Source organism: Escherichia sp. E4930 (genome assembly GCF_005845405.1).
In the GTDB taxonomy this organism is placed as follows: domain Bacteria; phylum Pseudomonadota; class Gammaproteobacteria; order Enterobacterales; family Enterobacteriaceae; genus Escherichia.
This window is the reverse complement of the sequence record NZ_VCDZ01000001.1, coordinates 78,469-93,680: the sequence shown is the minus strand read 5'-3', so window position 1 is coordinate 93,680 and position 15,212 is coordinate 78,469. Positions and strand designations below refer to the sequence as shown.

Genomic DNA, 15,212 nt, shown 5'->3' with positions numbered 1-15,212 from the left:
GCATTTTTTGCGCCATCGTTGACATCATTAACAACCATCGATCAAATCACTTAACAACAGGCAGTAAGTCAGACGAATTTCTGCTAACATCCACGCACTCATTATCAGAATAAATGGCAGCGACTATGAAATTTGTCTCTTTTAATATCAACGGCCTGCGCGCCAGACCACACCAGCTTGAAGCTATCGTCGACAAGCACCAGCCTGATGTGATTGGCCTGCAGGAGACAAAAGTTCATGATGATATGTTTCCGCTCGAAGAAGTGGCAAAGCTTGGCTACAACGTGTTTTATCACGGGCAGAAAGGCCATTACGGCGTGGCGCTGTTGACCAAAGAGACGCCGATTGCTGTGCGTCGTGGCTTCCCAGGCGACGGCGAAGAGGCACAACGGCGGATTATTATGGCGGAAATCCCCTCACCGCTGGGCAATGTCACCGTGATCAACGGCTACTTCCCGCAGGGCGAAAGCCGCGACCACCCCATAAAATTCCCGGCTAAAGCACAGTTTTACCAGAACCTGCAAAACTACCTGGAAACCGAACTCAAACGTGATAATCCAGTGCTGATTATGGGCGATATGAATATCAGCCCCACCGACCTGGATATCGGCATTGGCGAAGAGAACCGCAAACGCTGGCTGCGTACTGGTAAATGTTCTTTCCTGCCGGAAGAACGCGAATGGATGGACAGGCTGATAAGTTGGGGGCTGGTCGATACCTTCCGCCATGCGAATCCGCAAACAGCAGATCGCTTCTCGTGGTTTGATTACCGCTCAAAAGGTTTTGACGATAACCGGGGTCTGCGTATCGATCTGCTGCTTGCCAGCCAGCCGTTGGCGGAATGCTGCGTAGAAACCGGCATCGACTATGAAATCCGCAGTATGGAAAAACCGTCAGATCACGCACCTGTCTGGGCCACCTTCCGCCGCTAATTTCTCCGTTCTCCTGGCTCGCACGGGGTCAGGAGAATTAACCTTGAGAAAAATCAACAAACTGTCAGTAATGATTTGTTGCCCGCCGTCCTTTGTTATACCGTCACTGCGTTTTTTAGTTGTCTGACCACTTCTCTATTATCAAGTTTGATATAGGAAACTCCACGATGAACGCTGAGCGTAAATTTCTTTTTGCCTGTCTATTTTTTGCGCTGGTCATTTACGCTATCCATGCTTTCGGTTTATTCGATCTACTCACCGATTTACCCCACTTACAGACATTCATTCGCCAGAGCGGATTGTTCGGTTATAGCCTCTATATTCTGTTATTCATCATCGCCACCCTCTTTCTGCTACCGGGTAGCGTACTGGTGATCGCCGGTGGAATAGTTTTTGGTCCGCTAACTGGAACCCTACTTTCGTTAATTGCCGCCACGCTAGCCTCGTCGTGCTCATTCCTGTTGGCGCGCTTTCTGGGGCGTGATTTACTGCTGAAATACGTTGGCCATAGCCACACTTTTCAGGCTATTGAAAAAGGCATTACGCGTAACGGTATCGATTTTCTTATTCTGACCCGCTTAATCCCGCTATTTCCATACAATATTCAAAATTACGCTTACGGATTAACCGCCATCGCCTTCTGGCCTTATACCCTTATTTCGGCATTAACCACTCTGCCTGGAATAGTGATTTATACCGTGATGGCCAGCGATCTTGCCAGTGAAGGCATTACGCTGCGCTTTATTTTACAACTCTGTCTGGCGGGCCTGGCGCTGTTTATTCTCGTCCAGCTCGCCAAACTCTACGCTCGTCACAAACACGTGGATCTGTCTGCTTCGCGCCACAGCCCACTTACTCACCCTAAAAATGAAGGATAGAACGATGTTGCAACATTATTCAGTGTCATGGAAAAAAGGACTGGCTGCACTGTGTTTACTGGCCGTTGCGGGGCTTAGTGGCTGCGAGCAAAAAGAGAATACGGCGGCAAAAGTGGAATACGACGGGCTTTCGGACAGCCAGCCGCTGCGTGTCGATGCCAATAACCATACGGTAACCATGCTGGTGCAAATTAATGGGCGTTTCCTAACCGACGATACCCGCCACGGTATTGTGTTTAAAGATGGCTCCAACGGACATAAATCGCTGTTTATGGGTTATGCCACGCCGAAAGCATTTTATGAAGCCCTGAAAGAGGCCGGAGGTACGCCGGGCGAAAACATGACGATGGATAATAAAGAAACGACTCATGTCACAGGCAGCAAACTGGATATTTCAGTTAACTGGCAAGGAGCGGCAAAAGCGTATTCCTTTGATGAAGTGATTGTTGACAGTAATAGCAAGAAACTGGATATGCGCTTTGGCGGTAATTTAACGGCAGCTGAAGAGAAAAAAACGGGCTGCCTGGTATGTCTGGATAGTTGCCCGGTCGGTATCGTCAGCAATGCGACATACACTTATGGTGCGGTGGAAAAACGCAGCGAAGTGAAATTCAAAGGCAATGCCTCGGTTCTCCCGGCAGATAACACGCTGGCAACGGTTACCTTTAAAATCACCGAATAAAACCAGGATAAAGGATGATGAAGATGCAATCGCGTAAAATCTGGTACTACCGCATAACCCTCATCATCCTGTTGTTCGCTATGCTGCTGGCATGGGCGCTGCTTCCCGGCGTCCATGAGTTTATCAATCGCAGCGTTGCGGCGTTTGCCGCCGTGGATCAACAGGGTATAGAACGCTTTATTCAGTCTTACGGCGCACTGGCGGCAGTTGTTTCGTTCTTGTTGATGATTCTACAGGCCATTGCTGCACCGCTACCTGCGTTTTTGATCACCTTTGCCAATGCGTCGCTGTTTGGCGCGTTCTGGGGCGGCTTGCTGTCGTGGACCAGTTCGATGGCCGGCGCGGCGCTGTGCTTTTTTATCGCCAGAGTGATGGGCCGCGAAGTGGTGGAAAAATTAACCGGCAAAACCGTGCTTGACAGTATGGACGGCTTTTTCACTCGCTACGGCAAACACACCATTCTGGTCTGTCGGTTATTGCCTTTTGTCCCTTTCGATCCAATCAGCTATGCTGCCGGTTTGACTTCAATACGTTTTCGCTCGTTTTTTATCGCCACCGGGCTTGGTCAGTTACCGGCGACTATTGTTTATTCCTGGGCGGGCAGCATGTTAACAGGCGGTACTTTCTGGTTTGTCTCCGGACTGTTTATTTTGTTTGCCCTGACCGTGGTGATTTTTATGGCGAAGAAAATATGGCTTGAGCGCCAGAAGAGGAATGCCTGATGGGTTTACCGCCGCTTAGCAAAATTCCTTTCATTTTACGTCCGCAGGCGTGGCTGCACCGTCGCCATTACGGCGAGGTGCTAAGCCCCATTCGCTGGTGGGGGCGGATCCCGTTTATCTTTTATCTGGTGTCGATGTTTGTTGGCTGGCTGGAGCGCAAACGCTCACCGCTCGATCCAGTGGTACGATCGCTTGTCAGCGCGCGTATCGCGCAAATGTGTCTGTGTGAGTTTTGCGTGGATATCACCAGTATGAAAGTCGCCGAGCGTACCGGCAGCACCGATAAATTGCTGGCGGTAGCTAATTGGCGACAAAGCCCGCTCTTCAGCGACGAAGAGCGGCTGGCGCTGGAGTACGCCGAAGCCGCAAGCGTAACGCCGCCAACGGTCGATGATGCCCTGCGCACCCGACTGACTACGCATTTTGACGCCCAGGCGCTCACCGAGCTGACGGCATTGATCGGCTTGCAAAATCTGTCAGCCCGTTTTAATTCTGCCATGGACATTCCCGCTCAGGGGCTGTGCCGTATTCCTGACAAACGTTCTTAAGGAGAGATGATGCGCCATTGTGTATGGTTGCTGGGATTGTTATCGCTGTTTTCTTTGGCAACACATGCCAGTGACTGGCAGGAAATTAAAAATGATGCCAAAGGGCAAACCGTCTGGTTTAACGCCTGGGGCGGCGATACCGCAATTAACCGCTATCTCGACTGGGTTAGCTACGAGATGAAAACCCATTACGCTATAAACCTGAAAATCGTCCGTCTGGCGGATGCCGCAGACGCGGTGAAGCGCATTCAGACCGAAGCTGCTGCCGGACGTAAAACGGGCGGCTCGGTGGATCTGCTCTGGGTGAACGGCGAAAACTTTCGTACCTTAAAAGAGGCTAATTTACTGCAAACTGACTGGGCGGAGACTCTGCCCAACTGGCGCTATGTCGACACACAGCTGCCGGTGCGGGAAGATTTTTCAGTGCCGACACAAGGTGCGGAATCGCCCTGGGGCGGCGCGCAATTGACGTTTATCGCTCGCCGCGATGTTACGCCACAGCCACCACAAACGCCGCAAGCCTTGCTGGAATTTGCCAAAGCCACCCCTGGTACGGTTACCTATCCGCGCCCACCAGACTTTACCGGCACCGCGTTTCTTGAACAGCTGCTGATTATGCTGACGCCCGATCCCGCTGCATTAAAAAAAGCGCCGGACGATGCCACTTTCGCCCGTGTCACTGCGCCCTTGTGGCAATATCTTGATGCGCTGCATCCGTATTTATGGCGTGAGGGAAAAGATTTCCCCCCCTCGCCCGCGCGAATGGATGCCCTGCTGAAAGCCGGCACATTGCGCCTGTCGCTGACTTTTAATCCTGCTCATGCGCAGCAAAAAATCGCCAGCGGCGATTTACCCACCAGCAGTTACAGCTTTGGCTTTAGCGAGGGAATGATTGGCAACGTGCATTTCGTCACCATTCCAGCCAACGCAACTGCCAGTGCTGCGGCAAAAGTCGTCGCCAACTTCCTGTTGTCACCTGAAGCACAACTGCGTAAAGCGGATCCCGCTGTCTGGGGCGATCCTTCAGTTCTCGATCCGCAAAAACTACCTGCCGGGCAGCGTGAAACATTGCAATCAAGAATGCCGCAGGATCTGCCGCCGGTCCTGGCGGAACCGCATGCTGGTTGGGTAAATGCGCTGGAACAAGAATGGCTACGCCGTTACGGTACGCATTAATTTCTTTGCTGTGGGTGGTGATGGCGGTGATTTACGCACCGCTGGTACCGTCGGCTTTCACGCTGATAACACCTGCCATGTCGCTGACGCACTGGCAGGCGTTATTTGCCGATCCGCAGCTACCGCAGGCATTACTGGCAACACTGGTGTCGACAAGCATTGCGGCGGTCGGCGCTTTGTTTATTGCCCTGCTGGTGATAGTAGCGCTATGGCCTGGGCCGAAATGGCAGCATCTGTGCGCCCGTCTGCCGTGGCTACTCGCCATCCCCCACGTGGCTTTTGCCACCAGCGCCCTGCTGCTCTTTGCTGACGGAGGGCTGCTTTATGACTATTTCCCATATTTCACTCCGCCAATGGACAAATTGGGTATTGGGCTGGGCTTCACGCTGGCGGTGAAAGAAAGCGCATTTCTGCTGTGGATCTTATTGGCAGCACTGAGTGAAAAACGCCTGGTACAGCAAGTTATTGTACTGGATTCGCTGGGCTACAGCCGCTGGCAATGCCTGAACTGGTTGTTATTGCCCTCCGTCGCGCCTGCGCTGGCAATGGCGATGCTGGCGATTGTCGCCTGGTCGCTGTCGGTCGTGGATGTGGCGATTATTCTTGGGCCAGGTAATCCACCGACGCTTGCGGTAATTAGCTGGCAGTGGTTAACCCAGGGCGACATTGACCAACAAACAAAAGGCGCGCTTGCCAGCCTGCTGCTGATGCTGTTACTCGCCGCCTACGTTTTGCTTGGTTATCTGTTATGGCGTAGCTGGCGGCGTACTATTCCCCGCGTAGATGGCGTTCGTAAGCCTGCCACGCCTTTATTGCCAGGCATTACGCTGGCGAGTTTTTTACCCTTAACCGGTGTGCTGTGTGTGGTTCTGCTGGCGATCCTCGCGGATCAGTCGACGATCAATAACGAGGCGCTGCTCAATAGCCTGACGATGGGACTGGTGGCAACATTCATCGCTTTGGTTCTGTTGTTGCTGTGGCTGGAATGGGGGCCACAGCGTCGCCAGTTGTGGCTATGGTTGCCCATATTATTACCCGCCTTGCCGCTAGTGGCGAGCCAGTACACGCTGGCGCTATGGCTGAATCTGGATGGCTGCTGGACTGCGGTGGTGTGGGGGCATCTGCTGTGGGTGATGCCGTGGATGCTGTTCATCCTGCAACCGGCCTGGCGTCGCATCGATTCACGATTAATATTGATTGCGCAGACGCTGGGCTGGTCACGGGCCAAAATCTTCTTTTACGTGAAATGTCCGCTAATGCTGCGCCCTGCGCTGATTGCCTTCGCTGTCGGATTTTCAGTCAGTATTGCACAGTATATGCCGACGCTGTGGCTGGGAGCAGGACGTTTCTCGACGCTCACCACCGAAGCGGTAGCGTTAAGTAGCGGCGGTAGTAACAGCATCCTCGCCACCCAGGCCTTATGGCAACTGCTATTGCCACTTATTATTTTTGCCCTGACCGCGTTAGTCGCAAAATGGGTAGGTTATGTCAGACAAGGACTCCGCTAATGCTCTGCGTGAAAAATGTTTCGCTGCGTTTGCCTGAAACCTGTTTACTGGAAGACGTTAACTTTACAGTCAATAAAGGTGACATTGTCACGTTAATGGGGCCGTCTGGCTGTGGAAAATCTACACTGTTTTCATGGATGATTGGTGCGCTGGCCGGGCAATTTTCTTGTACAGGTGAGCTATGGCTCAATGATCAACGTATCGATACCCTGCCTACCGCCCGGCGTCAGATTGGCATTCTTTTCCAGGATGCGCTGTTATTTGACCAGTTCAGCGTCGGACAAAATTTACTGCTGGCGCTACCGGCGACACTTAAAGGGAATGCCCGACGTAATGCCGTGAATGATGCACTTGAGCGTTCAGGCCTTGACGGAGCTTTCCATCAGGATCCTGCCACTTTGTCTGGCGGTCAGCGAGCGCGGGTGGCCCTGCTGCGCGCCCTTCTCGCACAGCCAAAGGCATTATTGCTTGATGAACCGTTCAGCCGTCTTGACGTAGCTCTGCGCGATAATTTTCGTCAGTGGGTATTCAATGAAGTTCGCGAGCTGGCGATCCCCGTCGTTCAGGTAACCCACGATCTTCAGGATGTTCCTGCCGATAGTCCCGTTATGGATATGACGCAGTGGTCAGAAAATTACAACAAACTGCGATAACGCAAAGTTTTTCCAAATGCGTCAGTTCAGAATGGCGCACTCAAAACTACAATGTCGGGATTTTCGATGAAACGTGTTTCTCAAATGACCGCGCTGGCAATGGCTTTAGGGCTGGCTTGCGCTTCTTCGTGGGCCGCTGAACTGGCGAAGCCTCTTACACTTGACCAGCTTCAACAACAAAATGGCAAAGCGATTGATACTCGCCCCAGCGCGTTTTATAACGGCTGGCCACAAACCTTAAATGGCCCTTCCGGTCATGAACCTGCCGCCTTAAACCTTTCTGCTAGCTGGCTCGACAAAATGAGCACCGAACAGCTCAACGAGTGGATTAAGCAACATAACCTGAAAACCGATGCTCCGGTGGCGCTGTACGGTAATGACAAAGATGTCGATGCCGTCAAAACGCGACTGCAAAAAGCAGGCTTTACGCATATCTCCATCCTGAGTGACGCACTGAGCGAACCTTCCCGACTGCAAAAACTGCCGCACTTTGAGCAGCTGGTTTATCCGCAATGGCTGCATGACCTACAACAAGGTAAAGAAGTTACGGCGAAACCTGCGGGTGACTGGAAAGTCATTGAAGCGGCCTGGGGCGCTCCTAAGCTTTACCTTATCAGCCATATTCCCGGCGCTGACTACATCGATACCAACGAAGTGGAAAGCGAACCGCTGTGGAATAAAGTCTCTGACGAACAGCTTAAAGCAATGCTGGCGAAGCACGGCATTCGTCATGACACCACGGTCATTCTCTACGGGCGTGATGTTTACGCCGCAGCGCGCGTGGCGCAAATTATGCTCTACGCTGGCGTGAAAGATGTGCGACTGCTGGATGGCGGCTGGCAAACCTGGTCCGACGCAGGTCTGCCCGTTGAGCGCGGTACGCCACCGAAAGTGAAACCGAAACCGGATTTCGGCGTGAAGATCCCGGCGCAACCGCAACTGATGCTCGATATGGAACAGGCCCGCGGCCTGCTACATCGCCAGGATGCCTCACTGGTCAGCGTACGTTCCTGGGCGGAATTTATCGGCACCACCAGCGGCTATGACTACATCAAGCCAAAAGGTGACATTCCGGGCGCACGTTGGGGCCATGCGGGCAGCGATTCAACGCATATGGAAGATTTCCATAACCCAGACGGCACCATGCGTACTGCCGATGACGTCGCGGCCATGTGGAAAGAATGGAATATCCTGCCGGATCAACAAGTCTCGTTCTACTGCGGCACCGGCTGGCGCGCGTCCGAAACCTTTATGTATGCGCGCGCAATGGGCTGGAATAACGTCTCCGTTTATGACGGTGGCTGGTACGAATGGAGCAGCGATCCAAAAAATCCGGTAGCAACTGGTGAACGCGGCCCGGACAGTAGCCAATAACACGGCAATTACTGACGCTGAAGCGACTTCAGCGTCAGATACCCACTCCAAATCCGCGTTAATGTCGTCATCCAACAAAGCGCGCCAAAAATCCAGGCAAACCACGGGAAATATTCCGGAAAGAGACAACTTAAAACAAACAGCAAAATCGTCTCGCTGCCTTCTGTTAACCCGCCCAGATAGTAAAACGATTTGTGCGCATAACCGGGATTATCAATCTGATGTTTCGCCGCCAACGCAGCAAATGCGAGAAAACTGCTGCCCGTGCCGATAAACGCAAACAGCAGCCAGCCGCCCGCCAGCGCATTTTGTTCCGGTGCGGCGAGAATAAACCCGAACGGTACCAGCGCGTAAAAAAGAAAATCCAGCGAAATATCGAGAAAGCCCCCCGCGTCGGTTAACCCTCTGCGCCGCGCCAGCGCACCGTCCAGACCATCAAGCAACCTGTTCAGTAAAATGGCAATCAGCGCCGCCAAATACCAGCCCAGTGCCAGAAACGGCAGCGCCAGCACGCCGATGGCAAACCCCACTAACGTTAAACCATCAGGTGTAATGCCCGGTTTATCCAGAACTCGCACGCACTGATGCAACAAAGGCTTAATTCGGGGATGAAGATGGCGGTCTAACACGGGTACTCCTTAAGAAATAAAACCCTTCAGCTCGGGCAACACTGCGGATATTATGGCATTTTTCCTGTATTCGACCGTGTGTAATTTATGGAAATGATTGATGTTGTTGCCGCCATTATCGAACGGGATGGCAAAATTTTAATCGCGCAACGCCCTGCGCATAGCGATCAAGCGGGATTATGGGAATTTGCTGGCGGTAAAGTCGAACCTGGAGAAAGCCAGCAACAGGCGCTGATACGCGAGCTGCGTGAAGAGCTCGGTATCGATGCTATCATCGGGAAATATGTAGCCAGCCACCAGCGGGAAGTTTCAGGGCGGATTATCCATCTTCATGCCTGGCACGTACCCGACTTCCACGGGAAGTTACAGGCACATGAACATCAGGCGTTGGTCTGGTGCTCACCTGAAGAGGCAATGCAATATCCGCTGGCCCCTGCTGACATTCCGCTTTTACAGGCGTTTATGGCTTTACGCGCCGCCAGACCAACGGATTAGTGCTAATGGTTTTATCATCCCGCTGGCATTGCAACAGTATTCCCTCTGCTTTAATCACTGCCCCTTCAGAATAGTTTTGATCCTGATAAACGCAGCACTGGCTACAGGGCTGCGCCGACTGTCCGCCAGAATTAAACACTTCCGGCGGCACATTCACTTCCACATCCGGACGATAATGCTGATTAGCCAGCGCAAAAAACGGGAATACCAACGCTACGGCGAACAATGCTCGACTCACTGGAAACTCCTTATATTTCGTTGCCTATGTACTGATATCGGTAGGCTGACGGCAAAACTTAAGCGTCTGGTTGCCGGATGCGGCGTGAATGCCTTATCCACCAAATGTCCCCATTTTGGTAGGCCGAAGAAGATGTATCCGACATTAGGCGGCGTTTATAAATTCCTCACATTATTAATTTGCTTTCCGGTGTCATTTTTTACTTGCTTACCGTCACATTCTTGATGGTATAGTCGAAAACTGCAAAACAAACAACATACGCACAATCGTCTTAATATATAAGGGTTTTATATCTATGGATCAGACATATTCTCTGGAGTCATTCCTCAACCATGTACAAAAGCGCGACCCGAATCAAACCGAGTTCGCGCAAGCCGTTCGTGAAGTAATGACCACTCTCTGGCCTTTTCTTGAACAAAATCCCCAGTATCGTCAGATGTCATTACTGGAGCGCCTGGTTGAACCGGAGCGCGTGATCCAGTTTCGCGTGGTATGGGTTGACGATCGCAACCAGGTGCAGGTCAACCGCGCATGGCGCGTGCAGTTCAGCTCCGCCATCGGCCCGTACAAAGGCGGTATGCGATTCCATCCGTCAGTTAACCTCTCCATTCTCAAATTCCTCGGCTTCGAGCAAACCTTCAAAAATGCCCTGACTACCCTGCCGATGGGCGGTGGTAAAGGCGGCAGCGATTTCGACCCGAAAGGGAAAAGCGAAGGCGAAGTGATGCGTTTCTGCCAGGCACTAATGACTGAACTGTATCGCCACCTGGGCGCGGATACCGACGTTCCGGCAGGTGATATCGGCGTTGGAGGTCGTGAAGTTGGCTTTATGGCAGGGATGATGAAAAAGCTCTCTAACAATACCGCCTGCGTCTTCACCGGTAAGGGTCTTTCTTTTGGCGGCAGTCTTATTCGCCCGGAAGCCACCGGTTACGGTCTGGTTTATTTCACAGAAGCGATGCTAAAACGCCACGGTATGGGTTTTGAAGGAATGCGCGTTTCCGTTTCTGGCTCCGGCAACGTCGCCCAGTACGCTATCGAAAAAGCGATGGAATTTGGCGCTCGCGTGGTCACGGCATCAGACTCCAGCGGCACAGTGGTTGATGAAAGCGGATTCACAAAAGAGAAACTGGCGCGTCTTATCGAAATCAAAGCCAGCCGCGATGGTCGAGTGTCAGATTACGCCAAAGAATTTGGCCTGGTCTATCTCGAAGGCCAACAACCGTGGTCCGTACCGGTTGATATCGCCCTGCCTTGCGCCACCCAGAACGAACTGGATGTTGACGCCGCGCATCAGCTTATCGCCAATGGCGTTAAAGCCGTCGCCGAAGGGGCAAATATGCCAACCACCATCGAAGCGACTGAACTGTTCCAGCAGGCAGGCGTACTGTTTGCTCCGGGTAAAGCGGCTAATGCTGGCGGTGTAGCAACATCGGGCCTGGAAATGGCGCAAAACGCTGCGCGCCTGGGCTGGAAAGCCGAGAAAGTTGACGCACGTTTGCATCACATCATGCTGGATATCCACCACGCTTGTGTTGAACACGGCGGTGAAGGTGAGCAAACCAACTACGTACAGGGCGCAAACATTGCCGGTTTTGTGAAGGTTGCGGATGCGATGTTAAGCCAGGGCGTGATTTAATCGTTATTACAATCGTCTGGTTTTCCTTATAACCAGACGATTTTCCCTGAGTTAATTAAATCCTTAGCAGACGTTTGCAATTTGCAGCCGTTTGTTCTGCATCCTGAATATCCTGTTCAGACATTAAGCATCGCAACGCATCTTTTTCAATCCAGGGGTTGTTATTTCCGGCAATTGTTAACCACATCCATGCTTGTTTATTATCAATTTTAGTGCCTGTCCCCTGAGCATACATTGCCGCAGTCTGGTGTTGCGCTTCGGTCGACCCTAAACGCGCCGCTTTTTCGTACCAGTGCAGCGCATGATTTTCATCTTTTGCGATATCTGTTGTACCGTAGAGATACATTTCGGCTAACAAAAATATCGCCTCTATTCGCCCACGCTGCGCTGCACCAGTAAGCCATTGAATAGCCTCAGCGTTATTTTCAGGATCATCATTGTTGGTTAAATAATATTTCCCCAATTCATACATGGCATCCCCGGAACCATTTTTTGCAGATCTGGTAAACCAGTACAGTGCTTTTTCCGGATCCTGAGGAATTTTTTCACTTTCACTATACAACCTGGCAGTATGATATTGTGCGTCAGGATGGTCCTGTTCCGCCGATTGCAAAAACCAACGATGGGCCTGTACCTCATCGCGCTCCACGCCAATACCTTGTATATACATTTGTCCCAACTCATATTGGGCCAGTTCATGTCCTTGTGTGGCGGCAGATAAATACCACCGTAATGCTTCTTCATAATTTCGTAATGGCGCAACAGCAAAGCGGGAGATACAGGCAAGTTCATATTGCGCAGATGTTTTGCCATTTTCGGCTGCAAGTAAAAACCATTTTCTTGCCTCACTAATGTTCTTGTCCGTCCCCTTTCCATCGTTATACATAACGCCCAACGCATACTGAGCATCGATAACATTATGCTGCGCGGCGCGGGTAAACCAGTTAAAAGCTAATTTTAGATCCTGTGAAACTTCATCACCTTCGTAATACATTTTGCCAAGAGAATACCAGGCAAGTGAATAGCCTTGCTCTGCAGCATGTAAGCAAGACTGGAATACAGAAGATGGATAATAATAAAGACCTTTTAATTTTATAGCATTTAACAACTTTTCATATCCACTATGATGTTGCATTGCTAAATTATTGAAGCGTTCAGTTAATTTCCACTTGCGAATCATTTTTTCTTTTCGCCAGGAGTACGATAAATGCTCTATTAACAATGCCATATAGTTGTCTGACAGTTCAAATTCAGCAACTTTATTTAATACTGCGATATCAAACCATTTCAGGCTCTCTTCATTATCCTTTAATGATTGATAAATCGTAGCCATTTCCTTCCCGTTTTCCATTTCTTCCAGTGGAGACAAGTTACTGGCAAAGAAAGGGGTAATTTGTTTTTCGATGCGATAATAAAGAAGACAACTTTCGTTAATTTCTGTCTGGATTACGGGTTGACGACTGCCTGCAACTAAATGCCATCTGAACGTTTGTGATGCAGCGAGAGTTAATAGTGGCCGGAATACCCGATGAAGATGCAGTAATAACGCTTCTTCAAAGCACATTCGTGAGCTGAGATCTTTATGCTCAAGGAAAGATAACGCCTTAGCAAGTTGCATGGGGGCGTGTTCGGGAATAGCTTCATTCTCCTCAAAGAGCATATCCAGAACGGCTTGCCAGGTGAGTTCCCCCTCTGATTTAATAGTGACATCAGGAAGTGGATGACCAGAAAAGGTGTTGGGTGCGCGAAATGTCATCACAGGACGAGGATGAACAATACCCCTGGACATGTTGATCGGTTGCTCTTCTTCCTCTTCTTGCCACTGTTCTTCTTCATCTTCTTGCCACAGCTCTTCGTCGTCATAACGTAAAGCCTGTTCATAGGCATCGTGCAATTGTTGCCAGGCTTCGGGAGAATCTTCCGGGCGGCAATTTTTTACCAGTTGCGCATAACGACGCTTAATATCTCGTTCTTCCACGCCAGGTTGTAAACCTAATATTTCCCAGCAGTTCATTGCAGACGCTCCCATTCCAGAGAGTCTAATGTCGGTTCAACTTTAGCCCGAAAATCAGCAAGTTGATCAGGATCCTGCTTCTCGAGTAGATAACTGAATTGACGAGAGCAATTGCTTATCCAGTCTCGTGTTTCCGCAAGCGTAAGTTGATAGAGGTTATCAAGACGGGCAATAAAGGCCTGGTTTATCTGTTCATCGCGTGGGTGAATTTTTAACAGGCTTAATTTGGACAACGACTGCTGTATTTGTTCTTCCGTTAATGCCCCTGGATTCTGTTCAATAACCAGACTATTTTTAACCCCTGTCAGTGGCACGCTGATATCAACATCAAGAATACCGTTAATGTCGTACGTAAAACGAACATCAATACGCACAACACCGGCCGGTTTTGGGGGAACATTCACTGACAACTCCGCAAGGAAAATATTATCAGCCACCATCCTGCTTTCACCCTGGTAGATTTTAAAATTAACCTCTGTTTGTTGATCATGTGCCGTGTAAAAGGCACGAACGCGACTACAAGGAATACTCCTGTTACGCTCAATAACGGGTGCAAAATAGCCTGATTCGCGGGTATGCCCCAGCGATTTAGAGGTATCAACGCCCAGCGTATAAGGGCAAACATCGGTCACTACTACATCTTGTAATTCGCTGTGGCGCGCTTTAAGTGCTGCCTGAATAGCCGCACCCTGAGCAATGACTTCATCAGGGTTTAAATGCATTGCCGGTATACGACCAAAAAGTCGTGTCACAAGTTTGCGAATCAGCGGCATACGTATAGTGCCACCCACAAGAACAACCTGGTCTAATTGGCTAATATTAATTTTGGCATCGCGAATTGCCCTCTCCAGTGGCATACGGATTCGCTCGAAAAAGGTCTGTAATAAAAATTCAAATTTTTCTGTGGTCAGATGCCAGTAATATCGCCTTCCTTCAATCTCCATACTGAAAGTAGCTTCGTCGCGCATACTTAGCACGCGTTTGACACGCTCAGCCTCGATGCGTAAATGGCGCTGGAGTGTCGGTTCACGCCATTCAATATTTTCAGGAAGATCCATACGTGAGCAATATGCATCGATCAGGATATCGACAATATCTTCACCACCTAAAAAGTTATCCCCGGCACTGGCACGTACTTCCATAATATTGTCAAACAACTCCAGTATGGAGACATCGAATGTACCGCCACCTAAATCAAATACCAAAAATTGATGTTCATCATCTTTATTATGCAAACCATACGCCAGTGCAGCGGCGGTTGGTTCGTTAATTAAACGTTCGACGTTTAAGCCTGCCATTGAAGCTGCCAATTTTGTTGCTTTGCGTTGCATATCACCAAAATATGCGGGAACGCTAATCACCGCTTCAGTGACTTCTTCGCCCAAATAGTTTTCTGCATCTTCTTTTAGCTGACGTAATATCAACGATGAGAGTTCTTCTGCCCGAAATTCACGTCCGCCCAGTTTTAACGTCTTTGATGTGCCCATCATGCGTTTAAAATTTGATGCGCAGTTTTGTGGTTTGATGAGTTGCAGGTCACGAGCTGCCTCCCCTGTCAAAACCATACCATCTTCGTCAACACAAACTACGCTGGGTGTTAAAAACTTACCTAACGCATTGGGGATCAGTTCACTTTGTCCATTTCGCCAGACAGCTGCCAAACTGTTAGTTGTACCCAGGTCGATACCGATAATCATCGTAATTCCTTTTAATATCCTTATAAA

Annotated in this window: 15 protein-coding genes; 11 read left to right on the top strand and 4 right to left on the bottom strand. The window is 50.2% G+C overall.

From position 1 onward, the window contains the following. Positions 1 to 125 precede the first annotated feature (125 nt). The 9 genes from xthA to ynjE all read left to right on the top strand — a co-directional run bounded on the left by xthA (position 126) and on the right by ynjE (position 8,473). The gene (gene xthA, locus FFT88_RS00480) at positions 126 to 932 is read left to right on the top strand and encodes an exodeoxyribonuclease III (protein WP_130257710.1); all 807 of its coding nucleotides are present in this window, start codon (positions 126 to 128) and stop codon (positions 930 to 932) included. A gap of 167 nt (positions 933 to 1,099) precedes the next feature. Next, positions 1,100 to 1,810: a TVP38/TMEM64 family protein gene (locus FFT88_RS00475; RefSeq protein WP_135405818.1), complete on the top strand. Its 711-nt coding sequence runs from the start codon at positions 1,100 to 1,102 to the stop codon at positions 1,808 to 1,810. Positions 1,811 to 1,814: 4 nt separating this feature from the next. Continuing rightward, complete coding sequence (gene ydjY, locus FFT88_RS00470) at positions 1,815 to 2,492, top strand: lipoprotein YdjY (protein WP_135405817.1); 678 nt, start codon at positions 1,815 to 1,817, stop codon at positions 2,490 to 2,492. Positions 2,493 to 2,506: 14 nt separating this feature from the next. Continuing rightward, the gene (locus tag FFT88_RS00465; RefSeq protein ID WP_135405816.1) at positions 2,507 to 3,214 is read left to right on the top strand and encodes a TVP38/TMEM64 family protein; all 708 of its coding nucleotides are present in this window, start codon (positions 2,507 to 2,509) and stop codon (positions 3,212 to 3,214) included. Then, entirely contained in the window at positions 3,214 to 3,762 is a 549-nt protein-coding gene (locus FFT88_RS00460) for a carboxymuconolactone decarboxylase family protein (RefSeq protein WP_135405815.1), read from the top strand. The genes FFT88_RS00465 and FFT88_RS00460 overlap by 1 nt, the downstream gene beginning before the upstream one ends. 9 nt (positions 3,763 to 3,771) lie before the next feature. Then, on the top strand, positions 3,772 to 4,938 hold the full coding sequence (locus FFT88_RS00455; protein ID WP_135405863.1) for an ABC transporter substrate-binding protein: 1,167 nt from the start codon (positions 3,772 to 3,774) through the stop codon (positions 4,936 to 4,938). Further along, positions 4,911 to 6,446: an ABC transporter permease subunit gene (locus FFT88_RS00450; RefSeq protein ID WP_135405814.1), complete on the top strand. Its 1,536-nt coding sequence runs from the start codon at positions 4,911 to 4,913 to the stop codon at positions 6,444 to 6,446. The genes FFT88_RS00455 and FFT88_RS00450 overlap by 28 nt, the downstream gene beginning before the upstream one ends. Further along, positions 6,446 to 7,099, top strand: a complete 654-nt coding sequence (locus tag FFT88_RS00445) for an ATP-binding cassette domain-containing protein (RefSeq protein ID WP_135405813.1) — start codon at positions 6,446 to 6,448, stop codon at positions 7,097 to 7,099. Before FFT88_RS00450 ends, FFT88_RS00445 begins: the two co-directional genes overlap by 1 nt. Before the next feature lie 66 nt (positions 7,100 to 7,165). Further along, on the top strand, positions 7,166 to 8,473 hold the full coding sequence (gene ynjE, locus FFT88_RS00440) for a thiosulfate sulfurtransferase YnjE (protein ID WP_135405812.1): 1,308 nt from the start codon (positions 7,166 to 7,168) through the stop codon (positions 8,471 to 8,473). A gap of 8 nt (positions 8,474 to 8,481) precedes the next feature. On the opposite strand, the gene FFT88_RS00435 is transcribed toward ynjE, so the two are convergent. Then, entirely contained in the window at positions 8,482 to 9,102 is a 621-nt protein-coding gene (locus FFT88_RS00435) for a CDP-alcohol phosphatidyltransferase family protein (RefSeq protein ID WP_130218839.1), read from the bottom strand. 87 nt (positions 9,103 to 9,189) lie between these two features. On the opposite strand from FFT88_RS00435, the gene FFT88_RS00430 reads away from it, so the two are divergent. Further along, complete coding sequence (locus FFT88_RS00430) at positions 9,190 to 9,597, top strand: pyrimidine (deoxy)nucleoside triphosphate diphosphatase (RefSeq protein ID WP_135405811.1); 408 nt, start codon at positions 9,190 to 9,192, stop codon at positions 9,595 to 9,597. On the opposite strand, the gene FFT88_RS00425 is transcribed toward FFT88_RS00430, so the two are convergent. Next, entirely contained in the window at positions 9,563 to 9,835 is a 273-nt protein-coding gene (locus FFT88_RS00425) for a YnjH family protein (RefSeq protein ID WP_130218835.1), read from the bottom strand. The genes FFT88_RS00430 and FFT88_RS00425 overlap by 35 nt on opposite strands. 295 nt (positions 9,836 to 10,130) lie before the next feature. Between FFT88_RS00425 and gdhA the strand changes: the two genes are divergently transcribed. Continuing rightward, entirely contained in the window at positions 10,131 to 11,474 is a 1,344-nt protein-coding gene (gdhA, locus tag FFT88_RS00420; protein WP_135405810.1) for an NADP-specific glutamate dehydrogenase, read from the top strand. 55 nt (positions 11,475 to 11,529) lie between these two features. Here the strand turns inward: gdhA and FFT88_RS00415 are convergent, their stop codons facing one another. Together FFT88_RS00415 and FFT88_RS00410 are read right to left on the bottom strand one after the other, a co-directional pair. Further along, positions 11,530 to 13,488 (bottom strand): SEL1-like repeat protein, encoded by a 1,959-nt coding sequence (locus FFT88_RS00415; RefSeq protein WP_135405809.1) that lies wholly within the window; start codon positions 13,486 to 13,488, stop codon positions 11,530 to 11,532. Further along, the gene (locus FFT88_RS00410) at positions 13,485 to 15,185 is read right to left on the bottom strand and encodes a molecular chaperone HscC (RefSeq protein ID WP_135405808.1); all 1,701 of its coding nucleotides are present in this window, start codon (positions 15,183 to 15,185) and stop codon (positions 13,485 to 13,487) included. The genes FFT88_RS00415 and FFT88_RS00410 overlap by 4 nt, the downstream gene beginning before the upstream one ends. Between the last annotated feature and the right edge of the window lie 27 nt (positions 15,186 to 15,212).